Below are 21,703 nucleotides of genomic sequence, written 5' to 3'. Positions count from 1 at the left end.
CCTGCTGCGGGGAGCGGGCGCCAATTTCGAGGTTGGGTGTCCCGAGAGACAGGTGCGGGCCGTGGCGCGTGCGACCGGGCAGGCGGGCCGTGGCGCGGTGAGGTGTCCGATCGGACATGTGAGGCGAGCGCGTGACGGATGCGGCCTGGCGTTGGATGACTCGAGGGGGATTGATCGGCGACCTCGGCGACCTCGGCGGCTTGGACGTCGTTGACGCGCGCTGTCTGGCCCGGTTGCGAGGAGTCGAACGAGGCGGCAGCGTGCTCTGCTTCGCCGAGGTTGGTTCGCGGGGTCGTGTTCGTTCCGCGGCCGCTACGAAAAGGCGCTCGCGGCGAGCGAAGCGGACTAGCGCGGGTCGCTCGCGGTGAGCGATGCGAGGCGCTCGGGGGACGCCGAGCGCCGCTGCTGGTGCTGCGTCAGCCTCGTTGATGGCGCGAGCGGCTGACGCTGAGCAGGATGCCGATGCCGAGCATCATCGCCAGGGCGTTGGAGCCGCCGACGCTGAAGAAGGGGATCGTGATGCCGGTGACGGGCAGGAGCTGGAGGACCATGCCCACGTTGATGCAGACGTGGAAGAAGAACAGCGACGACACGCCGACGCACAGCAGGGCGCCGAAGCGGTCGCGGGCCTGGGAGGCGAGGCCGAGGCCCCACAGGACCAGGGCTGCGAACATGATCAGGACCATGGCGGCGCCGAGGAAGCCCCACTCCTCCGCGTAGACGGCGAACGGGAAGTCGGTGTCGCCGTAGGGCAGGAAGTCGAGGGTGTTCTGGGTGCCCTGGCGGACGCCGCGGCCGAAGAAGCCGCCGTTGCCGACGCCGATCATGGCCTGGATGGTCTGGTAGCCCTCGTTGTCGGCGTAGGCCTCGGGGTTGAGCCACACGTCGATGCGCGAGCGCTGGTACTTGTGCATGAAGAAGGCCCAGCCGAGCATGAACAGGGTGACGCCCGTGGTCATCAGGGCGAGGATGCTCTTGAGGCTGAGCTCGGTGAGGGCGAGGATCGTCAGCGCGACCAGGCTGCAGATGATGCCGGTGCTGAGGTCGGGCTGGTTGACGATCAGCGCGACCGGCACGAGGAACATGATGAACGGGACGATGAGGTGTCGGACCTTGCGCGGCGCCTTGCTCGGCCGGTCGCTGAGGTAGCGCGCGAGCGCGGCGATCAGCAGGATCTTCATCAGCTCCGACGGCTGGAACTGGTAGTCGCCGAGCTCGAGCCAGCGGCGGGCGTCGTTGCGCATGACGCCGATCAGCGGCACGAGCCCGAGCAGGCCGAGGCCGCCGAGATAGGCGGCGTAGGCCATACGGTGCAGGACGCGGTAGTCGAGCGAGGCGACGATCACGGCGGCGATCGTGCCGAGGCCGAGCCAGCGCATCTGGACCTGGATCTTGCCGCTCCAGTCGCCGGTGCCGGCGCTGTTGAGGTTGATCAGCGCGAGCGCGACGATGCCGGCGACGAGGGTGACGATCACCCAGTCGATGTTCTGCACGATCCGCCGGAACAGCGAGCGCGGGCGACCGATCGACGTCACGGCAGGACCTCCTTCGCGGCGGGCTTCTTCTTGGACGCGTGCTTCTTCTTGCTCGCCGGCTTGTCGGCCTTCTTCTTGCTGCCGGAGCGGCCGGGGCTCGGCGCCGGGCTGGTCTTGGCGACATGTCCGGAAGGACCTGTCTCTTCGGACTTGGGCGGCGGGGGGCCGAGCGGGCGGTCGCCGGGCAGGCGGGCGCCGGTGAGGGCGACGGTGCGGTCGGGCGCGGGGCCGCTGTCGCCGAGGACCTCTTGCTTGTCACGCCGGCCGGGCAGCGGCGGGGGGACGCCGCCGGGGCGGCGCGGCTGCGGGGTCTCGGAGCGGCTGCCGAGGTAGTTCTCGATGACCTTCATGACGATCGGCGCGGCCGCGTCGGCACCGACGCCGCCGTGCTCGACGAAGGCGACGACGACGATCTTGGGCGCGTCGGCGGGGGCGTAGGCGGCGAACCAGGCGTGGTCCTGGGTGAAGTCGAAGCCGGGGATCGGGCCGGGCTTGGGGTTCTTGTTCTTCTTGTCGAGGGCGCCGACCTGGGCGGTGCCGGTCTTGCCGGCGACGACGACGCTGCCGAGCCGCTCGCTGTAGGCGGTGCCGAGCTCGTTGTTGACGACGCCGGTGAGTCCGGCGTGGATCCGGTCGCGGTCGGCGGGCAGGACCGGCTCGAGGTCGCGGCGCACCTGCGGCTTGTTCTGCAGCACGAGCCGGCGGTCGGGGGTCTCGATGCGGTCGACGATGTACGGGGTCATGACGCGGCCGCCGTTGGCGATCGCGGCGTAGAGGACGGCGACCTGCAGGACCGTGGCGGTCACGTTGCCCTGGCCGATGGCGCTGTTGAGGCGGACGCCGCGCTGGTAGGTGCCCTCGCGCGCCTCGAAGGCCTCGGTCGGGATGCGCCCCTTGGCCTCGCTGTTGATGCCGATGCCGGTGCGCTCGCCGAGGCCGAGCCGGCGCGCGAACAGCTCCATGCGCTCGAGGCTGAGGACCGTGTCGATCGCCAGCGTGTAGAAGTAGACGTTGCACGACTGCACGATCGCCTGCTCGAGGTTGACCGGGCCGTGCTTGTGCGTGCACTTGAAGCGGCGGCCGCCGTAATTGACGTAGCCGTCGCAGGTGATCGTCTTCTCGGGGTCGAAGGTCGGGTCGTCGAGCGCGGCCAGGGCCGACACGACCTTGTAGGTCGAGCCGGGGAAGTAGTGCTCCTGGACGGTGCGGTCGATGAAGGGCTTGAGCAGGCTCTCGGACCACGCCTTGTACTGGTCGCGGCCGATCGGCTGCTGCCAGCGGTTGGGGTCGATCGCCGGGACGCTGAGCATGGCGACGATCCGGCCGGTGTCGGGCTCGATGGCGACGAGCGCCCCGGCGGGCTTGTCGGCGAACGCCTCGGCGGCGACGCGCTGCAGGTCGAGGTCGAGGGTGAGGTAGACGTCCTGGCCGGGGATCGGGTCCTCGTCGGGCGGCAGGGCGGCGAGGGCGTCGCGCGGCGGATCCTTGACCGGGTGGTGGTGGACGTCGACGACGCGCGAGCGCTTGCCGGGGCGGCCGCGCAGGTAGTTCTCCCACTGCCGCTCCATGCCGGTCTTGCCGACGCGGTCGCCGGGGCGGTACGAGCCGGCGGAGTTGGCGAGGCCTTCGGGGGTGATCTCGCCGACGTAGCCGGTGACGAAGGCGGTGAGCTCGCCAGCGGGGTAGAAGCGGCGCGCGCTCTCGCGGATCTCGAGCCAGTCGCCGAGCGCGTCCTTGCGGGTCTGGATCCGCGCGAACTCCTGCCAGGTCAGGTTGCCGCGCACCGCGAACGGATAGATGCCCTCGTCGCGGTCGCGCCGGCGCACGATCGCGGCGGTGAACTGCTCGCGGTCGGCGGCGTCGACGAAGTCGACCAGGTCGGCGAGCGCGTCGATCTGGGCGTCGGACAGCGGCACGCGCGAGCCGGTCTGCGAGCGTGCACCCGGGTCGTCGGTCTCGACGACGACCCGCGGCCGCGGGGTGACGTAAAGAGTGTAGGCCGGGCGATTGCTGGCCAGCGGCCGGCCCTGGGCGTCGAAGATCCGCCCGCGCAGGGCCGGGGCCTCGATGGTGTCGATGAAGTTGCGCTCGGCCCGGCGCACGTAGTGCTCGCCCTCGAGCACCTGCAGCTGACACAGGCGCCCGAGCAGGACCATCAGCGCGAGCAGGACCACGAGCACCATCGCCTGCAGCCGGGGCCGCAGGGCGCGCAGGTCGTCGGGCTCGCGTAAGCTGGTCATGAGGTCATGTCCATTGGTTCATGTCCAATCGGACGGGTCGGACTCCTCGAGCGGCGGGCCGGCGTTGCGGGTCTGCAGCGGCGAGCGGCGGGCCGGGCGCGGGCGGCGGCCGAAGGCGCGGTCCCAGGCGCCGAGGGCCAGCTCGGCGAGGACGAACACGCCGGGGGCGGCGAGCACGGTGGCGAGGGCGTGCCAGCGGGCCTGCAGCAGGCCGGCGACCAGGGCCTCGGTCTCGACGCCGAGGCGGCGGCGGGCGCCCAGCAGCAGGGCGAAGGTGACGAGGTCGATCAGCGCGGCGGCGACCCCGGCCGCGAGGGCGCGGGCGATCGGGCCCTCGACGGCGAGCCGCCGGCTCGACCACACCAGGGCGCAGCACGACAGGCCGTAGGCCAGCGACAACAGGCCGATGGGTGTCCCCTGGGCCATGTCCTCGAGGTAACCCAGAGTGACCGCCACCAGGAGGCCGCTCGGCAGCGACAGCTCGCGCCCGAACACGACGTGGGAGACCAGGGCGGCCGAGGTGGCCGGGAGCATGACCGTGAGCCCGAACGTCTGCCCGAGGGCGCCGACGGCGGCCAGGAGCAGCCAGCCGAGGGCGATGTAGATCAGGGGACGCATGAACCTGAGGACATGGACTTCGGGACAGGTGAGTTACTGCAGCGGGCCGAGGCCGTGCGCGGCCGCGGGGGACTTGTTGGGGTTCTCGGGTCGGGGGCGGGGGCGCTGGCGAGCACGACCCAGACCATGTCGAGGCGGTCGAAGCGGACTGCGGGGACGACGTGGACGCGCTGCTGGGCGCCGACGACGTCGTCGACGCGGATGACCTGGCCGACCGGCTGGCCGCGGGGGAACAGCTCGTCGACGCCGGAGGTCTGGACCATGTCGCCGACGTTGACGCCGAGGTCGGCGGCGACGTGGACGACGCAGCGGTCCTCGCCGATGCCCTCGAGGATGCCGGGCGCGCGGGTGCTGGCGATCTCCACCGCCACCTTGCTGCGCGGGTCGGTGATCAGCATGACCTCGCTGTGATCGTCGGCGGCGCGGTCGACGCGGCCGACCACGCCGGCGTCGGCGATCACTGCCATGCCAGGGCGGACCACGCGGTCGCCGCGGTCGAGCCGCAGCTTGACGACGCGGAAGAACGGCGACTGCTCGACGCCCGCGACCTCGGCGGCGATCATGTCCTCGGCGACCTTGTCGCGCATCTGCAGCGAACGCCGCAGCTCGCGGTTCTCTTCCTCCACCTGCTGCAGGCCGCGCAGGTCGAGCCGGAGCTTGCGGTTCTCGGCGGCGAGCGCCTCGTTGTCGTCCTGCAGGCGGGCCTGCAGCAGCCAGCGCTCGAAGAACCGGCCGGCGTTGCCGGCGGCGTAGCTGATCCCGGCCTCGAGCGGGGCGCCGACCTTGACGACCATGCGGTCGAAGCCGCCCAGCGCGCGCGGGTCCTGCAGGCTCGAGCGCAGCAGGAGCGCCGGGATCCCGAGCAGGATCGCGACCAGGACCGCGTTCTTGGCGCTGCGGAGGCCGGCCATCCTCCGGGGCTCCTTACTGGAGCGCGACCTCGCGGAGGAGGTCGAGCTCGTCGAGGACCGCGCCGGTGCCGAGGACGACCGCGAACTCGGGCTCGTCGCACACGAAGCAGGGCAGGCCTGTCTCGTCGGACAGGAGGACGTCGAGGTTGCGCAGCTGCGAGCCGCCGCCGGTGAGGACGATGCCCTTGTCGACGATGTCGGCGCACAGCTCGGGCGGGGCGGCTTCGAGCACCAGGCGCACGGCCTCGACGATCGCCGCGACCGGCTCGCTCACGGCCTCGCGGATCTCCTCGCTGTCGACGACGATGGTCTTGGGGATCCCGCCGACGAGATCGCGGCCCTTGACCTCCATCGTCATGAAGTTGCGGGTCGGGGCGGCGGTGCCGATCTGGATCTTGATGCGCTCCGCGGTGCGCTCGCCGATCAAGAGGTTGTACTTGCGCTTGACGTGCTGGACGATCGCCTCGTCGATCTTGTCGCCGCCGACGCGGATGCTCTTGCAGGCGACGATCCCGGCGAGGGAGATCACCGCGACCTCGGCCGTGCCGCCGCCGATGTCGACCACCATGTTGCCGCCCGGCTCGGTGATCGGCAGGCCGGCGCCGATCGCCGCGGCCATCGGCTCCTCGATGAGGAAGACCTCGCGCGCCCCGGCCGCCAGCGCCGAGTCCTTGACCGCCCGCTTCTCGACCTCGGTGATGCCCGAGGGCACGCAGATGACGATCCGCGGCTTGACCAGGGTCTGGCGGTTGTGGGCCCGGTTGATGAAGTGCCGCATCATCGCCTCGGTGACCTCGAAGTCGGCGATGACGCCGTCCTTCATCGGCCGGATGGCGGTGATGCTGCCGGGCGTGCGCCCCAACATCTCCTTCGCCTCCTTGCCGACGGCGACGACCCGCTTGGTGCTGCCCTTCTTCTGCACGGCCACCACGCTGGGCTCGTGGGCGACGATCCCCCTGCCCTTGACGTACGTCAGGGTCGTGGCGGTCCCGAGGTCGATGGCCATGTCGTTGGAGAACAGGCCGTATACCCAGTCAAAGAGCATGCTGCGCGCGGCGTTCGGGTGTACCCGCCGAAGCAGGAGACGGCAAGTCAGCGGCGTTGTGCGGGAGGCTTGCGGCTTTTCTCACAATAGGCGGCCGGTCGCCGGCTTCGGGCCCAGGAGCGCGGAGCGCCGGCTCCGCGGCGGCCAACGCGGCAGCCGACCGGCGTATTCCGCGGGCCCACAGGCGGCCCGGAGTTTCCCGGGGGCCGTCTTACCGCTAGCTTCGCCGGGACATGACGGACGAGACGAGCGCGGCCCCCCGTGGCACCGCGATGAAGACCATCGGCGCATGGCTCCTGCTCGGGATGCTGGCGCTCGCCTTCGGGCTCAGCTTCGGCCTGCCGAGCGACGCGATCACCTGCGGGCTCGAGCCGCTGGCCAAGACCTACGGCTCCAACGTGGTGGACGAGGACTTCCAGTACGAGTTCCGCGCCATCTCGCTGACCACCCGGATCCCCGAGGACCCGAAGATGCAGGAGATGCTCGGTCTGCGTGAGGAGGTGCTCGACGCGATCGTGGAGCGCCGCGTGCTCGGCGAGCTGGGCCGGCGGATGGGCCTGGTGGCCGACCTCCGCGACGCCGAAGATCTCACGGCCGACGGCCACATGATCGTGCTCGGCAAGACGTGGGACTGGCTGGCCGGTCAGGGGTTCAACTACGCCGCGTTCGAGCGCAACTGGCTGCCGCGCTTCGGCGTCGGCGAGCGCCGCTACCTCGAGTACCAGCGCGAAGAGGTGCTGGCCCGCACCGTGCGCGACGTGCTGGCGAGCGTGATCACGGTGTCCGAGGCCGAGGTCCGCAACGCCTACGACCAGCGGCAGAACCAGCTGTCGCTGCGCTACGCCCGCTTCGAGGCCGGGCGCTTCGCCGACCTGGTCGACTCGTCGCGCGCGGACCTCGACAAGTACGTGGCCGAGCACAAGGACGAGCTGGTCAAGCAGTTCGAGTCGCAGGGCACGCGCTTCCTCAAGCTGCCGAAGCAGATCCGGCTGCGCTTCATCGAAGTCGAGAAGCCGCAGCCGCCGGCGGTCGACGCCGACAAGGCGACGCAGCAGAAGTACGCGACCGACCTGGCGGCGACGCGGGCGAAGATCGACGCGGCGCTGGCCAAGCTGCAGGCGGGCGAGGACTTCCGCGCGGTGGCGCGGGCGACGTCCGAGGACGCCGACACGGGCCGCCGCGGCGGCGACTACGGGTGGGTGACGCTCGAGGGCACCGGCACCGGGCTCGATCCGGCGGTCGACGAGGCGGCGCGCAAGCTCGAGGTCGGCGCGCGCTCCGACGTGGTCGAGAGCGACGAGGCGTTCTACATCGTCAAGGTCGAGGGCCAGCGCGAGGGCGACGTGCCGCAGGACGAGGCGATCCTCGACCTCGCGGAGGAGGCGCTGATGCGCGAGCGCGGCAAGGCGCTGGCCAAGCAGGCCGCGGCCGAGGCGCTGCAGGCGCTCAAGGACGGGTCGACGATGCAGCAGCTGTTCCGCTCGCCCGACGCGCTCGGCGGGCCGGCGGCCGGCGGCATCGACCAGCTCGAGCTCCCGACCGACCCGCCGCCGGCGCCGAAGCCGGGCGACGACAAGCCCGAGCTGCGCGTCACCGGCCTGTTCAGCAAGGAGAAGCCGATCCCCGGCCTCGGCGTGAACCCCGAGATCACCAAGGCCGCGTGGGCCGCCGATCCCAAGGCCGAGTTCATCGACCAGGTGTTCGAGACGCCCGACGGCTTCATCCTCGCAGCGGTCGAGCGCAAGGAGACGGCCACCGACGAGGGCTTCGCGGCCGCCCGCGCGGGGCTGTACCGCGAGCTGTCCGAGGCCAAGGCGGCCAAGGTCACGGCCCGCTACGCCTATCACACCTGCCTCGGCGACAAGGCCCGCGGCGACATCGTCCCCTACGCCGACCGGGTGTCGCGGACGATGACCTACGACACCAAGGAAGCCTTCGACGAGAAGGGCAACCGGGTGCTGCGGCCGTACGTGATGTGCGACCGCGTCGGCAACCGCGGCGGCATGCTCAACCTGGCGGCCCTGACGGGCGGCGGCGGCCGCTAGCTGGCTGAAGGGACAGGTCGCAACGGCCATGGCGTCGGCGACCGGTCGTGACGGACAGGCGAGCGGCCTCGGCCTCCGCCTCGAGCTGGCCCAGGGGCCAGGCGGCCCGCGGGTCCGGCTTCACGCCGGCCCGGCCGACCTGGCGCCGGGGCTGCGCCTCGCGACCCTGGTGGCCGAGCCGGTCGGCGAGGATCGGCCGCGCTCCACCGCGGCGCTGCGCGAGGGCTCCTGGCGCGCGCTCGAGGCCCGACTCGAGGTGAGCGCGGAGGCGCTCGAGGGCGCGGCGCGGGCGCTGTGCGGGGTGACGATCGGGACCTGGCCGATCGGTCATGTGAGCGTCGACGCGGCCGGCGAGTCGGTGGTGCTGACGCTGGCCGGGCCGCGCGACGACGGCTGGCCGGCGCTGGCGCAGATCGAGCTCGGAGTGGCGGTCGAGGCCGGGGAGATCGCGGTGCGCGCCCGCCGGGTGTGGGCGACGGGGCCGCTGGCGCCATCGGCGACCGCAGTGTGGCAAGCGGCGGCGCGCGGGCTCTCGCGCGGGCGCGAGGGGGCGGTGCGCCTGGACGGGGCGACGCTGCGGCTGGCGCCCGAGTGGCTGGTGCGGCGGGCGTTCCGCGCGGCCGGGGCAGTCCCGCCGCGCACGCGCGGGCTCCAGGTGGCGCGGGTGCGCGGCGAAGGCCGCGGGCTGCGGGTGGTGCTCGCGGACGTGGCGCAAGGAACAGGTTCCGAAGGGCATGCGCGACAGGGCATGTCGGAACGGACAGGTATGAAGGGGCATGTTTTTAAAGACATGTCCGATGGGCCCGAGGATCCGCTGGCCGAGCTGCGGGCGGCGCTGCGGGCGGGCGACCGCGCGGCGGCGCTGACTGCCCTGAGCTACGCGCCAGCGCCGACGCATCCCGGGGCGCGCCGGCTGACGCGGGCGCTGGCGCAGGTGCAGGCCGAGCTGCTGCGCTTCCACGACCGCGCGGGGGCGGCCGCGGCGGTGCGCGCGTGGCTGGCGGCGGCGCCCGACGACCCGGAGGCGTGGTGGCGGGTGATCGTGGCTCAGGCGCGGGCGGGCGAGCCGGAGGGGGTGGTCCGCGGCCTGGCGGCGCTGGAGCGGGTGCCCGGCCCGCCCGCGGTGCGGCAGCGCCGGCGGGTGGCGCGGGCGCTGGTCGAGGCGGAGCAGCTGGGCGCCGGGGGGCGGGCGCGGGCTGTCCTCGAGGACATGTCCTGGAGCGGAGGGCCGGCGGCGCAGGCGGAGGGCTGGCGAGCGCTGGCGATCGCGCGGGCGGGCGATCCGCAGGTGGCGGGCGAGCAGGTCGAGGCGGCGGTGAGCGCGGCGTTGGATGCCGGAGTGCGGTGCGAGCGGGCGTGGTGCGAGGCGGCCGAGCTGCACGCGCGGGTGGCGGCAGCAGGTCGCCGCTGCGGGCGTGATGTCGCGGAGGCCGAGCGCGCGGCGAGCGAGATCGTGGAGGCGGCGCTGCGACTGGCGCGCGAGGAGCGGCTGACGCAGCTCGGCTCGGTGATTGTGGGGCAGATCGGGCGGGCCGATCGCAGGCGGGTGCGCACGGAGCTGCAGACGCGCGCGGCCCGCTCGCTCGACGCGGGGGCGATGCTGGCGCTGGCGGAGATGGTCGAAGAGACAGGTGAGCGGGGGCGCGCGCGAGCGCTGCGGCAAGTCGCGGGCTTCCTGCTTCCGGGGTGCCGCGTGGAGGATGAAAATGAGCCCGAGGCGTGTGCGGCGAGCGAGGGCTCGCCGCGCGAGGCGTGGGGCGCGGGCGAGGAGGGCGGGGAGCCGCGCGAGGCGATTCGTGGCTGCTTGCGCGAGCTCGTGACGGCGACTGCGGGGATCCGGGCAGCCCGTGAATTGACGTTGCTGGATCTGTCCGAGGCGATGCGAATGCAGGCGATCGTCGAGCCGGAGGTCGCAAGGTTGCGCGCGGCGACGGGGCTGCGGCTGCCGGTCCGCGTCGGCCGCGGCGGGCCGGAGGGGGGCGTGGCGATCCGCAACGAGCGCGAGCCGGCGATCGTGGTCTACCCGGCGATCGAGCGCCAGGCCGAGCGCGAGCGGCGGTTCCGCCTGGCGCTGGCGGCGGAGCTGGTCCGCGGCGGCCTGGCGATCGTGCTCGACCCTGCCGGGGCTTCGCTTCACGAATTGCTGGCCGCGCTGGCGTGGTTGGGCGAACCGTCGCAGCCGCCGACCTTGCCCGGGGCGCAGACGATCGTGCGGCTATGGCAAAAGCGTGGGGTGTCGCCGGAGCAGTTCACGCCGGAGCTGCGGGCGCGGCTTTGCGGGCAACTGGGTAGCTGGCGGACCGACGCGGCGAGCGTGACGCGGCTGGCGACGCTGCTGCGCGGCGACCACTGCGTGGCAGCGGCTCGCCTGGCCGGAGCGTTCGACGGGGCGCTGCTGGCGATCGGCCGCGACGCGCGGCTGCCGGCGCCGGTCGACGAGGCGAGCGCGCGCCAGGTGTGCGCGACCGACGAGGCGCAGCGGCTGTTCCGCGGCGCGGGGCTGTTCTTCGCGGCGGGGGATGAACATGTCTGAAGAGACAGATTGCTTCATCACCACGGCGCGCCTGCAGATCCGCCGGTTCCGCGCCGAGGACGCGGCGATCCTGGCAGCGTACCGCGCCGACCCGGAGGTGGCGCGCTATCAGGGGTGGACGGAATTCGACGAGGCCGGGGCGCGTGAATTCATCGCCGGGCTGCGCGCGGGCCGGCCGGGGGTGCCGGGCGTGTGGTATCAATTCGCGCTGGCGCTGCTGTCCGAAGGGACATTGATCGGTGACGTGGGCCTGCGCCTGGTCGCGGGCGAGCCGACCACCGCCGACATCGGCTACACGCTGATGACGCGCCAGCAAGGCCGCGGCCTGGCCAGCGAGGCGGTCCGCGCGGTCTGTGATTACGCGTTCTCGCAGCTCGGGGCGCGGCGAATCCAGGCGACCGTCGACGATCGCAACACGCGCTCGCTGGCGCTGGTGCGGCGATTGGGATGGCGAGAGGTTGCGGCGGTGGAGACGATCTGGCGCGGGGAGCACTGCATCGATCGCATCTTCGTGCTCGCGCGCGAATGAGAGGGGGCGCAAAGGGTGACCTAAGGGACATGTTCATGAGAGCATGTCCTGAAGCGCATGAGATGACGCGCTACTCGAAGGCGTACCACCACAGCGGGACCGCGTCGCCCTCGCTCAACGTGTAGTAGCCGGAGGCGTCGGGGGCGACGGCGAGGGTCTCGCCCTGGATCTCGAGGGCGAGGGGGATCGTGCACGGCTCGCCGGCGAAGGCGTCGGCGATGCTGGCGCCGGGCGGGCGCAGCCACAGGAACGCCTGAAAATAGGTGCGGACGGCGATGAAGTCGCCGGCGGGCGAGATGTCGCCGCCGGTGGCGACGACGGCCGGGAACTGGATCGGCGCGACCTCCTCGAGGGTGTACGGGCCGCCCGCGGCGACCGGGCCGGGGAGGCGGAAGATCCGGGTCGGATCGCCCTTGGCCACGATCACGAGGTCGCCGGTCTGCGGGTCGATCATCAAGGTCTCGGCGTTGTGCGGCTCGTCGGGGTAGACCAGCTCGATCGCCTCGACGCCCTCGACGGTGACGGTCCCGCCGCCGGCGGCCGCGGCGTCGGGCTCGGGGAGGCGGTAGACGGTGATCGAGGGGCGTGCCTCGGGGTTGTCGCCGATGTCGCCGAAGTACAACCATTCACCCGGGGTCGGACCTGGCCCGGAGGACATGTCCTCCCAGTCGATCGCCAGCGCGTCCTCGACCTCGAAGGTGCCGAGGCGCGCGCCGTCGGCGTCGACCGCGAAGAAGCGCGGGCCGTCGCCGGAGTCGTTGTGCAGCCAGAACACGCCGGGCTGGCTGCGGCTGGCGACGAGGCCGGAGGTCTCGTGGATCTGGTCGTCGGCGACGATGCTGAGCTGCGCCGGCGCTGCGACCACGGGGCAGCGCGTGAGGCCGCCGGTGGTGGTGTCGTCGCCGGTGGTGGTGGTCGAGGAGGTGGTGACGTCGCCGGTGGTCGTGGTGCTGGTGTCACTGTCGCCGGTGGTGAGCGGTGCGCCGGTGGTGACGGGTCCGGTGGTGGTCGTCGTAGTGGTAGTGGTGTCGACCGAGGTCGTGGCGGTCGCGTCGCCGGTGGTGCTGCTCGCGGACGTATCGGCGGGGCCGGCGTTGCAGGCGAGCACGAGGGACGCGGCGGCGAGGACGATGCGAGGTGGAGCCACGGGGTGCGAAGATAACATCGGCGGTCCGCGTTCTCGCGACGTGGCCGTCACACGCGAGTCGGCGGCGCTGCCGATCGTCCGCGGATGTCCACGCTCGCCGTGGTGATCTGCTGTGCGCGAGGCGTGGTCGTGATTGGGGTGGATCGGGGCGTCGCTGACGAAAGGAGGACGGCCGACTTCGTGACGCCACCGATGAGGATTCAGAACCGTGGGGTGGCCGGAATTTCTTCGCATGCTCGCGCGGACGGGTGCGCTGGATCGACTCGGGAACAGGACGAGGATGGCGGCGATCGCGGCGCACGGGCGCGCCGGCGACGACTCGCGTGAGGCGTCCGCGGCGGCGGTGATGCGGGCGATCCTGGGGCGCGAAGGTTCGTCGAGGGCGGTGCGCTGGCGCTGCGTCCTCCGCGCTGAGGTGGCGAGTCTCCACCTCTCCTGGGCAGGGGCGCGCGGGGTGGGGTGGCCGGTCACCAGGCGGGCGCGGAGTTTCGCGGGGTTGGCCGCGGCGCGCGGCTTGGAAGAGGGAGGGCATGCATGCCTTCATCGCCAGCGCGCATACGTTCGTCGGCCGCCGCAAACAAAACGAGGACGCTTATCTGCTCGACCCGGTGGAGGGCGTGTTCGCAGTCGCCGACGGTATGGGCGGCTACGCGGGCGGTGAAGTGGCGAGCCGGCTGGCGGTCGAATCGCTGGCTGAATTTTTTCAGCACGTGGCGGCCGACTCCGAGGCGACCTGGCCTTACGGGCTGGACCCGTCGCTCAGCCTGGCGGAGAACCGGGTCGACGCGGCGATCCGCCTGGCGAACCGGCGGATCTGCGCGGGCCGCCAGGGCTCGCTGCGCGACATGGGTTCGACGATCGCGCTGGTGTCGCTGCTCGGGAGCTCGGCGATCGTGGCCCACCTCGGCGACAGCCGGGTGTACCGCCTGCGCGAAGAGACAGGCGGGCCGGCGCTCGTGCAGCTGACCCGCGATCACTCGCTGTACGAGCAGCTGCGCGAGGGCGGGGTCGCGGTGCCGCCGCTGGCGGAGTTCGGCTACGCCAACGTGATCACGCGGGCGCTGGGGCCCCACGAGGAGGAGCGGCCGGAGCTGCACCGCGTCGAGCTGCGCGCCGGCGATCGCCTGCTGCTGTGCACCGACGGGCTGACCGGGCCGCTCGCGCCAGAGGCGATCGCGGCGCTGCTCGCGGCCGGGCCGGTCGAGGAGGTGTGCGAGCGGCTGGTCCACGAGGCGTTTTTGGCCGGGTCGCGCGACAACATCACGGCGATCGTGGTTGCGATGACCGAGTGAGAGCGGTGTCCTCTTGCGCATGTCCGATCGGATATGCGCGACAGGACATGTACGAACAGACATATGATCAATCGTCGCTGCTGCCGTCGGGCACGAGGCCGTGCTTGCGCAGGAGGGTGCGCAGGTGCTTGCGGTCGACCGCGGCGGTGCGGGCGGCGGCGGAGATGTTGCCGTCGCTGCGGGCCAGCAGGTCGCGCAGGTAGCTGCGTTCGAACGCGTGCAGCAGGCGCTGCTTGGCCTCGGCGTAGGGGAGGTCGGCGCGGACGCTGAGCTCGTCCTGGGCCTGGCTGTCCCCGGGGACATCCAGGCGCAGGTCGGCGAAGCGGCGGGCGGCGGGGGAGAGGGCGAGGGCGCGGTCGAGGGTGTTGCGCAGCTCGCGGACGTTGCCCGGCCAGTCGTGGGCGGCGAGGCGGGCGAGGCCGGGGCCTTCGATGTCGCCGGCCTCGAAGCCGCGCGCGGCCAGCAAGGCGCGCGCGGTCACTGCGAGGTCCTCGCGACGGGCGCGCAGCGGCGGGAGGGCGACGCGGAGGACGCTGAGGCGATAATAGAGGTCGGGGCGAAACGCGCCCGCGGCCACTGCGGCGGCCAGCTCGCGCTGGCTGGCGGCGACGACCCGGACGTCGACCGCGACCTCGTCGTCGCCGCCGACCGGGCGCACGGTGCGGGCCTCGAGCGCCCGCAACAGGCGCGACTGCAGGGCCAGCGGCAGGCTGTCGAGCTCGTCGAGGAAGAGGGTGCCGCCGTGAGCGCGGGCGAAGGCGCCGCGGCGGGCCTGCATCGCCCCGGTGAAGGCGCCCTTGACGTGGCCGAACAGCTCGCTCTCGACGAGCGACTCGGGCAGGGCGCCGCAGTCGAGGGCGACGAAGGGGGCGCGGGCGCGGGCGCTGGCGCCGTGGATCGCCCGCGCCGCGACCTCCTTGCCGGTGCCGGTCTCGCCCTCGAGGAGGATCGACACGTCGCTGGCGGCGGCCAGCTCGAGCACCGCGAACACCTCGCGCATGACGAGGCTCTCGCCGACCAGGTCGCCGAAGCGGCGGCTGCGGCTGGGCTCGATCGCCAGCGCCGCCGGCTCGGGCTGGATCCGCAGGGTCGTGTGGCCGAGCCGCAGGACGGCCCCGGCCGGCACGCTGAGCTGGCCGACGGCGGCGCCCTGGTAGAGGGTGCCGTTCTTGCTGCCGAGGTCGGCGAGCATGAACTGTCCTTCGGGACCTGTCTCGATGCGCAGGTGCCGACGCGACACCCGGGGGTCGCGCAGCACGAGGTCGCAGGCGGGGTCGGTGCCGACGACGAGCGGGGCGCTGGCGAGCGCGGCGGCGCGGCCCATGTCCGGGCCCTCGACGACGACCACCTGGCAGCGCGCGGGGCGAGCGTCGGCGGCCGGGAAGTTGGGGTGGCCGAGGGCGACGGTGGCGACGGTCGAGCTCACCGCGGCAGCATAGCGGCCCCCGGCGGGAAAGCGCGGGCCGGCGGACGAGGAGACAGGGCGCGCGACAGCGCGTAGTCTGGCCCCTCGTGAGCGAACCGCTCCCCGCGACCCTCGGGCCGTATCGCGTCGTGCGCCGGATCGGCCGGGGCGGGATGGCGGAGGTGCTGCTCGGGCTGCGCTACGGGGCCAGCGGGTTCGAGAAGCAGGTGGCGCTCAAGCTGCTGCGCCCGGAGCACCGCGGCCGCGCGGAGATCGAGCGCCTGCTGATCGCGGAGGCGAAGATGGGGGCGCGCTTCAGCCACCCGGGCCTGGTGCACGTCCACGATCTCGGGCTGCACTTCGGGGCCTACTTCGTGGTCATGGACTACGTGGACGGCGCCGACCTGGCGGCCCTGCTGGCCCGCCGGCCGCTGCCGCTGGGGCTGGCATTGTGGCTGGCCGAGCAGGTGGCCCACGCGCTGGTCTACGTCCACGCGCTGAACGACGAGCTCGGTCGGCCCTTGGGGCTCGTGCACCGCGACGTGAGCCCGGGCAACATCCTGGTCTCGAGGACAGGTGACATCAAGCTGGCCGACTTCGGGATCGCCAAGGCGACGGCGCTGCGCGACATCACCTGGGGGCGCATGGTGAAGGGCAAGTTCGCGTACATGTCGCCCGAGCAGGTCGCCGGCGAGGCGGTCACTGCGGCCTCGGATCAGTTCGCGCTCGGGGTGACGCTCCATGAGCTGCTGCTGGGCCGGCGGCCGTTCGACGGCCCCGGGCCGCTGGCGACGATGGAGAACATCCGCCGCATGCCGCTGCCCGAGGACCCCGAGCTCGCGGCGCTGCCGAGCCCGCTGCCGGAGCTGCTCCGCCGCAGCATGGCCAAGCAACCTGCGGAGCGGTTCGTCGACCTCACGGAGCTGTCCCTGTGGCTGCACGCGGCGCGTCGCGGACTCCCACCCGTGGGTCCCGGCGATGTCGGACTGTGGGTACGCGAGGCTCTCTCCACCCCTGATACTCCCGAGTCGCCGGCAGGCGGACCCCCGACGCTGGGCCTCGATACTCAGGGCTAGAGCCGCGGCGATCCCCGGGGTCACGCGACCCGGGAGTTCGCAAGCGGTGCACGTCGTCGCACCGATCTGACAATCGATCGTCGACTCGTTGACGTGACGTCGATCGCATTCGACGCAGCGAGTGGTCGTCCACCGTGCGCGTCGTTGGATTAGGGTCCATGCATATGCGAAAACCAAGAGTCATCGTCGTCGGCGCCGGTCCCGCGGGAGGCGCCTGTTCTCTGTCGCTCGCGCGCACGGGCGCCTTCGAGGTGCTCGTGCTCGACAAGTCGCAGTACCCGCGCGTCAAGGTGTGCGGCAGCGGGCTGTCGCCGCACGCGCTCGACGTGCTGGTCAAGCTGGGCCTGCGCGAGCGGTTCGCGCCGCAGCACGGGGTGATCGACACGATGCTGGTGCGCGGACCGCAGGGCGGCGAGCAGAGCCTGCACGCGGGGATCGAGGCGTGGGTGGTGCCGCGCGTCGAGCTCGACCACGGCATCGTGCGCACTGCGGTGGAGCACGGCGCCGAGCTGCGCGAGGGCACCAAGGTGCTCGAGCTGCTGCGCGATCCGTCCGGCCAGGTCCGCGGGGTCAAGGCCGAGAGCGGCGACATCGAGGCGGATCTGGTGATCTGCGCCGACGGCTCGCCGTCGCGGTTCTCGCGCGACGAGCAGCCGAAGACGACGATCCGCACGATCATGGGCTGGTGGCGCGGGACGCCCTACAATGGTCGCACTGCTCACATGGTGTGGGACCGCCGGCTGTCCGGCTATTACGCGTGGATGTTCCCCGAACCCGGCGAGGTGGTGAACATCGGCCTGACGATCCCGGAGAACGCGCCCGAGGCCGGTCGCCTCAAGGCGCTGTTCCAGGAGCTGCTCGACGAACACTGGGGCGACGGCCTCCGCGACGCCGAGCAGGTCGGCAAGTGGATGGGTCACCCTGCAGTGATCACGAACCGCGTCGGGCCGGTCGCCGAGGCGCATGCGATGTGGGTCGGGGAGGCGGCGCGCCTGGTCTCGCCGGGCACGGTCGAGGGCATCGGCTTCGCGCTCGAGAGCGGCTGCATCGCGGCCGACGTGGTCACGCGCCACTTCCAGAGCGAGCGCGGGCTGTCGATGCTGGCGACCGGGAGCTACCGGGCGCGCCTGGCGGCGTCGATGCTGCCCAAGTTCTGGGCGGGCGAGGCGCTCGCGCGTGGGGTGCAGGTCCCGCAAGTCCGGCGAATGGCCGACCGCCTGGTCCACAGCCCGATCGGCGCGTGGATCGATCGCACGATCTCGACGGTGCTGGGCGACAACCGGCGCGAGGTCGCGGCGCGCCAGGCCAGCTGACGCGGAGCGAGCAAACAGCGACGCCCGCGAGCCGTGTGGCTCGCGGGCGTCGAGTTTCTAAAAAAAAGGGCGACGCCCGCGAGCCGTGGGGCTCGCGGGCGTCGGTGATGCACGGGGACGTTCAGGGGGGGACGAAGTCACCCGTGCGGGTGGAAAAGATTCTCGGCCTCACTCGGACTTCGCAACCGCGAAGGTGCGCAGCACCTCGCGGTGGAGCCGGTTGCTCTCGATCCGGTCGCGGACCTCGGTGGTCGCGGCCGCGACCGCGGGGAGGATGAGGCCGAAGAGGGCGATAAAAGCGAGTGCGTCCATGACAGGGCTCCTTCTTACTTGACTCTTCGACTAGCGAAGTATGTGCCAGGTTTCGCGACCGGCAACGTTTCGAAATTACACGGGTTGTGACGAGCGGCAGGAGAGGTGGCTACTCGAGTTGCTGGCGACCGTATCGGCCGTAGCCAGTGGGTCGGAGAACCACAAAACCGCAAAAGCCCGCCGCGCCGCCCGCAGCGCCGTGCGAAGCGCTTCTGCCGGGTCGGCGCGGGCCGCAGCGTCGTCGCAGACGGCCCGTCGCGAATGTAAGCAGCCGTGCGAACCAGTCCACACCTCGCGTCGACGTCGTCGCAGTCCGACACGTGCGAGCGAGGCGATCATGCGCCGTCGTCGCGCGGCGCGGTCGGCGGCGTCGGCGAGCTCGCACGCTCAGCCGCGGCTCCGAGTAGCGACTGTCGCAAGCCGGTCGTCTGGAGAAAGTGTGGGTCAGGGAGATCGGCGGCCGACGCTGTCGAGGAGAACTGCGCCGGCGGCAAGTGGTCGGCCCGAGCCCGCGAAGGTCGACGACCCGAGGTGTGTCCGGCGTGCGGCTCGACCACCGATGCCGCGGGTCGCGAGCCCTTCTTCCGGAGCGAGACGCCTCATGGATCCACGTCGGCGGTCGCCCTCGGACCGGCGAGGGCGAGCGGCCCCTGGCGCCAGCGGGCCCGGAAAACCGCCCACGCAGCCGTTGCCGGGGGCCCGGGCGAACCCTGGAGAAATTTCGCGCGCGGCGGGCTTGTGATAAAAGGCAGGAATGCTCTCCCGTCTGCATACCTCCTTGCTTTCCTCGTTGATCCTCGTCGGGGCCGCGTGCGGCGACGACGGCAACACCTCGGCGACCGACACGTCGACGAGCACGACGGACCAGCCGACGTCGACCGAACCGACGACGACGACGACGACGACGGAGACCACCACTCCGACGACGACGGACGACTCGACGACGACGACCACCACCACGGGGGAGACGGAGACCACCACTCCGACGACGAGCACGACCACGGGGGTGATGCCGGGCGACTGCGCGGCGCCGGCCGACGACGCGGACGAGGACGGCGACACGATCGCCAACAAGGACGACAACTGCCGCTGCGACGCCAACCCGAATCAGCTCGACTTCGACGGCAACAGCGTCGGCAACGTGTGTGACGCGCCGCTGACCTTCACCATCGCCGACGGCGCCCCGCCCGAGTTCAACAAGCTCGACTCGACCGCGAGCGCCAAGATGGGCATCGGCTGTGAGTTCCCGGTCAGCCTGGTGGCGACCGGCGGCGACGTGCAGGTCACGATCGACGACGAGGGCACCGCCAAGGTCTTCGCGGCCGCGCTCAACTTCGCCGACACCCCCGAGCTGACCTGCGAGATCCCGCTCATCCTCACGGTCAAGCTCGTCATCCAGCAGCTCGTGATCACCGGCGTCGACCCGTTCGCGGTCGGCTTCCCGTTCACGGTCTCCGACCACAACGCCGGCACGCTCACCGGCATGATGGACATGGTCCACAACATCCTCGTCAACGGCATCCTCAACATCACCGAGTCGTCGAACGAGGCGCTGGCGATGCCGGGTGAGTCGCCGCTGGAGGACGTGCCGGGCTCGTTCCCGGCCGGCAACATCAGCGTCGGCAACGCGGGCGAGCAGATCACGCTCGACTTCGCCAGCGACGACCACATCGTGTTCCAGCAGACGACCATGGGCGGGCTGGAGATCACGTTGACCGGTCTCACCGGCAAGCTCCGCCTGCGCCAGTGAGTCGCCCCGACGCGCGGGCCGGCTGGAACCGTCAGGCGGCCCGAGTGACGTGTTAGGCTGCGGTCCCCCATGGCCCAGCCGCCGCGCCCCGCGCTCGTGCTCCAGCCGCCCGCGAGTGTGGTCGAGAGCGCCCCAGAACAGAAGATCAAGCCCGTCGAGCGTCTGCGGCGGGTCTTCTCGTATACGCGCCCGTACACCGGCCGGCTCGTCGCCGCGCTGGTGTGCCTCGTGATCGCCTCCGGGCTCGGGCTGGTGTACCCGTACTACTTCGGCGCATTGGCCGAGGCTGCGTTCACCAACGCGGCCGCGGCCGACACCGAGGCTGCCTACCGCGAGCTCGGCGACAACACCGTGCTGCTGCTGGTGGTGTTCCTGGCGCAGGCGGTGTTCGTGTTCTTCCGCCACTACTTGATGACCTGGCTCGGCGAGCGGGTCGTCGCGGACCTGCGGGTCGCGCTCTACCGCCACCTGGCGGTCATGCCGCAGAGCTTCTTCCACCGCACGCGCTCCGGCGAGCTGCTGTCGCGCCTGTCCGACGACGTCACGCGCCTGCAGAGCACCGTCGGCCAGGACCTCAGCATCTTCCTGCGTAACGTGCTGACGCTGGTCGGCGGGATCGCGGTGCTATTCTGGATGAACTGGAAGCTGACCGCGGCGATGCTGGCGGTGGTGCCGGCGCTGATGATCGCCGCCAACTACTGGAGCCGCATCATCCGCGAGCTCAGCCGCAAGGCCCAGGACGAGCTGGCGACCGCGAGCGGCGCGCTGCAGGAGGGCCTGGCGGCGATCGAGACGGTGCAGGCGTTCACGCGCGAGGACTACGAGGTGCGGCGCTACGGCGGCGCGATCGAGAACACCTTCGGGCTGTTCATCAGGCGGGCGATCGCTCGCAGCTGGTTCGCGGCGGTGATCAGCTTCTTCGCCTTCGCCGCGATCGCGGGGCTGTTCTGGCTCGGCGGCAGCATGGTCATCGAGGGCGAGATCACGGCCGCCGAGCTGACCAGCTTCATCTTCTACACGCTGATGGTGGCCGGCTCGGTCGGCGCGCTGGCCGAGCTGCTCGGCGGGTTGCAGTCGACCTTTGGCGCGACCGCGCGGATCTTCGAGATCCTCGACACCCCGCCCGACATCGCCGATCCGCCGGCGCCGGTGCCGAACCCCGCGTTGGCCGGCGAGATCCGCTTCGTCGGCGTGTCCTTCACCTACGGCGACCGCGACGTCGCCGTGGTCCGCGACATCGACCTGCACATTCGGCCAGGTGAGGTGTGCGCCCTGGTCGGCTCGTCGGGCTCGGGCAAGACGACTCTGGGCCGGCTGGTGCTGCGCTTCTGGGACCCGTCGGCGGGGGCGATCCTGCTCGACGGCCACGACCTGCGGGCGCTGCGGCTCGAGGACCTGCGCGGGTCGATGGCGATGGTCTCGCAGGATCCGGTGCTGTTCAGCGGGACTGTCCGCGACAACATCCGCTACGGACGGCTCGAGGCCAGCGACGCGGAGATCGAGGCGGCGGCGCGGGCGGCCAACGCCGACGGCTTCATCCGCGAGTTCCCTCAAGGTTACGACACGGTGGTCGGCGAGCGCGGGGTGAAGTTGTCCGGCGGTCAGCGGCAGCGGGTGTCGATCGCGCGCGCGCTGCTGCGCGACCCCAAGGTGCTGATCCTCGACGAGGCGACCTCGGCGCTCGACGCCGAGAGCGAGCACCTGGTCCAGGGCGCGCTCGAGGTGCTGCAGCGTGGGCGCACGACCCTGGTCATCGCCCACCGGCTCAGCACGATCCGCGACGCCGACCGGATCGTCGTCCTCGACCACGGGCGGATCGCCGAGACCGGGCGCCATGGCGAGCTCCTGGCGCGGGGCGGGGTCTACGCAAGGTTGGTCGCCCGCCAGGCCGCCGCCGCCGCGGACAGCCCCGGCGAGGTCCCGGGCCGGCCGTAGCGCCTGGCCGGAGCCCT

At 72.0% G+C, this 21,703-nt stretch carries 16 protein-coding genes; 8 read left to right on the top strand and 8 right to left on the bottom strand.

Annotation, left to right across the window (positions count from 1 at the left end):
* Positions 1-416: 416 nt before the first annotated feature.
* Genes rodA through OV090_RS40500 form a run of 5 tightly spaced genes read right to left on the bottom strand, consistent with a single transcriptional unit; the run spans position 417 to position 6,349 of the window.
* The gene (gene rodA / locus OV090_RS40520) at positions 417-1,535 is read right to left on the bottom strand and encodes a rod shape-determining protein RodA (RefSeq protein ID WP_267710227.1); all 1,119 of its coding nucleotides are present in this window, start codon (positions 1,533-1,535) and stop codon (positions 417-419) included.
* A complete protein-coding gene (gene mrdA, locus OV090_RS40515) occupies positions 1,532-3,775 on the bottom strand; it encodes a penicillin-binding protein 2 (protein WP_267710226.1) in 2,244 nt (747 codons plus the stop codon). The genes rodA and mrdA overlap by 4 nt, the downstream gene beginning before the upstream one ends.
* Positions 3,776-3,793: 18 nt before the next feature.
* Positions 3,794-4,393, bottom strand: a complete 600-nt coding sequence (locus OV090_RS40510; RefSeq protein ID WP_267710223.1) for a hypothetical protein — start codon at positions 4,391-4,393, stop codon at positions 3,794-3,796.
* The gene (gene mreC / locus OV090_RS40505; protein WP_267710221.1) at positions 4,381-5,304 is read right to left on the bottom strand and encodes a rod shape-determining protein MreC; all 924 of its coding nucleotides are present in this window, start codon (positions 5,302-5,304) and stop codon (positions 4,381-4,383) included. The genes OV090_RS40510 and mreC overlap by 13 nt, the downstream gene beginning before the upstream one ends.
* Before the next feature lie 13 nt (positions 5,305-5,317).
* Complete coding sequence (locus OV090_RS40500; protein WP_267710220.1) at positions 5,318-6,349, bottom strand: rod shape-determining protein; 1,032 nt, start codon at positions 6,347-6,349, stop codon at positions 5,318-5,320.
* A gap of 233 nt (positions 6,350-6,582) precedes the next feature.
* Here OV090_RS40500 and OV090_RS40495 point away from each other — a divergent pair, with 233 nt between their 5' ends.
* From OV090_RS40495 to OV090_RS40485, 3 genes are read left to right on the top strand one after another with little or no spacing between them, the layout of a single operon-like run.
* Positions 6,583-8,394: a peptidylprolyl isomerase gene (locus OV090_RS40495; RefSeq protein ID WP_267710218.1), complete on the top strand. Its 1,812-nt coding sequence runs from the start codon at positions 6,583-6,585 to the stop codon at positions 8,392-8,394.
* Between the two features lie 28 nt (positions 8,395-8,422).
* Positions 8,423-10,927, top strand: coding sequence for a hypothetical protein (locus OV090_RS40490; protein ID WP_267710217.1), 2,505 nt, complete (start codon positions 8,423-8,425; stop codon positions 10,925-10,927).
* Positions 10,920-11,456 (top strand): GNAT family N-acetyltransferase, encoded by a 537-nt coding sequence (locus tag OV090_RS40485; protein ID WP_267710216.1) that lies wholly within the window; start codon positions 10,920-10,922, stop codon positions 11,454-11,456. The genes OV090_RS40490 and OV090_RS40485 overlap by 8 nt, the downstream gene beginning before the upstream one ends.
* Positions 11,457-11,526: 70 nt before the next feature.
* On the opposite strand, the gene OV090_RS40480 is transcribed toward OV090_RS40485, so the two are convergent.
* Positions 11,527-12,603: a hypothetical protein gene (locus tag OV090_RS40480; RefSeq protein WP_267710215.1), complete on the bottom strand. Its 1,077-nt coding sequence runs from the start codon at positions 12,601-12,603 to the stop codon at positions 11,527-11,529.
* Between the two features lie 530 nt (positions 12,604-13,133).
* Here OV090_RS40480 and OV090_RS40475 point away from each other — a divergent pair.
* Entirely contained in the window at positions 13,134-13,895 is a 762-nt protein-coding gene (locus OV090_RS40475) for a protein phosphatase 2C domain-containing protein (protein ID WP_267710214.1), read from the top strand.
* A gap of 67 nt (positions 13,896-13,962) precedes the next feature.
* Here the strand turns inward: OV090_RS40475 and OV090_RS40470 are convergent, their stop codons facing one another.
* A complete protein-coding gene (locus tag OV090_RS40470; protein WP_267710213.1) occupies positions 13,963-15,321 on the bottom strand; it encodes a sigma 54-interacting transcriptional regulator in 1,359 nt (452 codons plus the stop codon).
* 86 nt (positions 15,322-15,407) lie between these two features.
* Between OV090_RS40470 and OV090_RS40465 the strand changes: the two genes are divergently transcribed.
* Together OV090_RS40465 and OV090_RS40460 are read left to right on the top strand one after the other, a co-directional pair.
* The gene (locus OV090_RS40465; RefSeq protein ID WP_267710212.1) at positions 15,408-16,376 is read left to right on the top strand and encodes a serine/threonine-protein kinase; all 969 of its coding nucleotides are present in this window, start codon (positions 15,408-15,410) and stop codon (positions 16,374-16,376) included.
* A gap of 164 nt (positions 16,377-16,540) precedes the next feature.
* On the top strand, positions 16,541-17,689 hold the full coding sequence (locus OV090_RS40460; protein WP_267710211.1) for an NAD(P)/FAD-dependent oxidoreductase: 1,149 nt from the start codon (positions 16,541-16,543) through the stop codon (positions 17,687-17,689).
* Between the two features lie 168 nt (positions 17,690-17,857).
* On the opposite strand, the gene OV090_RS40455 is transcribed toward OV090_RS40460, so the two are convergent.
* Positions 17,858-18,001 carry a hypothetical protein gene (locus tag OV090_RS40455; RefSeq protein WP_267710210.1) on the bottom strand — a complete coding sequence of 48 codons (144 nt, stop codon included), beginning with the start codon at positions 17,999-18,001 and terminating at the stop codon, positions 17,858-17,860.
* A gap of 754 nt (positions 18,002-18,755) precedes the next feature.
* On the opposite strand from OV090_RS40455, the gene OV090_RS40450 reads away from it, so the two are divergent.
* Both OV090_RS40450 and OV090_RS40445 read left to right on the top strand, forming a co-directional pair.
* Positions 18,756-19,751, top strand: coding sequence for a hypothetical protein (locus tag OV090_RS40450; RefSeq protein WP_267710209.1), 996 nt, complete (start codon positions 18,756-18,758; stop codon positions 19,749-19,751).
* A gap of 69 nt (positions 19,752-19,820) precedes the next feature.
* Entirely contained in the window at positions 19,821-21,686 is a 1,866-nt protein-coding gene (locus OV090_RS40445) for an ABC transporter transmembrane domain-containing protein (protein WP_267710208.1), read from the top strand.
* Positions 21,687-21,703 lie beyond the last annotated feature (17 nt).

Origin of the sequence: Nannocystis sp. RBIL2 (assembly GCF_026626745.1) — a bacterium.
Classification (GTDB): Bacteria; Myxococcota_A; Polyangia; order Nannocystales; family Nannocystaceae; genus Nannocystis.
The sequence above is the reverse complement of the archived record's forward strand: the minus strand, read 5'-3'. Positions and strand labels throughout refer to the sequence as shown.

What these genes read in the sequence shown, in the direction of transcription:
- mrdA (WP_267710226.1), bottom strand. Translation starts at nt 3,775, where the DNA reads ATGACCAGCTTACGCGAGCCCGACGACCTGCGCGCCCTGCGGCCCCGG.
- OV090_RS40510 (WP_267710223.1), bottom strand. Translation starts at nt 4,393, where the DNA reads ATGCGTCCCCTGATCTACATCGCCCTCGGCTGGCTGCTCCTGGCCGCC.
- mreC (WP_267710221.1), bottom strand. Translation starts at nt 5,304, where the DNA reads ATGGCCGGCCTCCGCAGCGCCAAGAACGCGGTCCTGGTCGCGATCCTG.
- OV090_RS40500 (WP_267710220.1), bottom strand. Translation starts at nt 6,349, where the DNA reads ATGCTCTTTGACTGGGTATACGGCCTGTTCTCCAACGACATGGCCATC.
- OV090_RS40495 (WP_267710218.1), top strand. Translation starts at nt 6,583, where the DNA reads ATGACGGACGAGACGAGCGCGGCCCCCCGTGGCACCGCGATGAAGACC.
- OV090_RS40490 (WP_267710217.1), top strand. Translation starts at nt 8,423, where the DNA reads ATGGCGTCGGCGACCGGTCGTGACGGACAGGCGAGCGGCCTCGGCCTC.
- OV090_RS40485 (WP_267710216.1), top strand. Translation starts at nt 10,920, where the DNA reads ATGTCTGAAGAGACAGATTGCTTCATCACCACGGCGCGCCTGCAGATC.
- OV090_RS40475 (WP_267710214.1), top strand. Translation starts at nt 13,134, where the DNA reads ATGCATGCCTTCATCGCCAGCGCGCATACGTTCGTCGGCCGCCGCAAA.
- OV090_RS40460 (WP_267710211.1), top strand. Translation starts at nt 16,541, where the DNA reads ATGCGAAAACCAAGAGTCATCGTCGTCGGCGCCGGTCCCGCGGGAGGC.
- OV090_RS40455 (WP_267710210.1), bottom strand. Translation starts at nt 18,001, where the DNA reads ATGGACGCACTCGCTTTTATCGCCCTCTTCGGCCTCATCCTCCCCGCG.
- OV090_RS40450 (WP_267710209.1), top strand. Translation starts at nt 18,756, where the DNA reads ATGCTCTCCCGTCTGCATACCTCCTTGCTTTCCTCGTTGATCCTCGTC.
- OV090_RS40445 (WP_267710208.1), top strand. Translation starts at nt 19,821, where the DNA reads ATGGCCCAGCCGCCGCGCCCCGCGCTCGTGCTCCAGCCGCCCGCGAGT.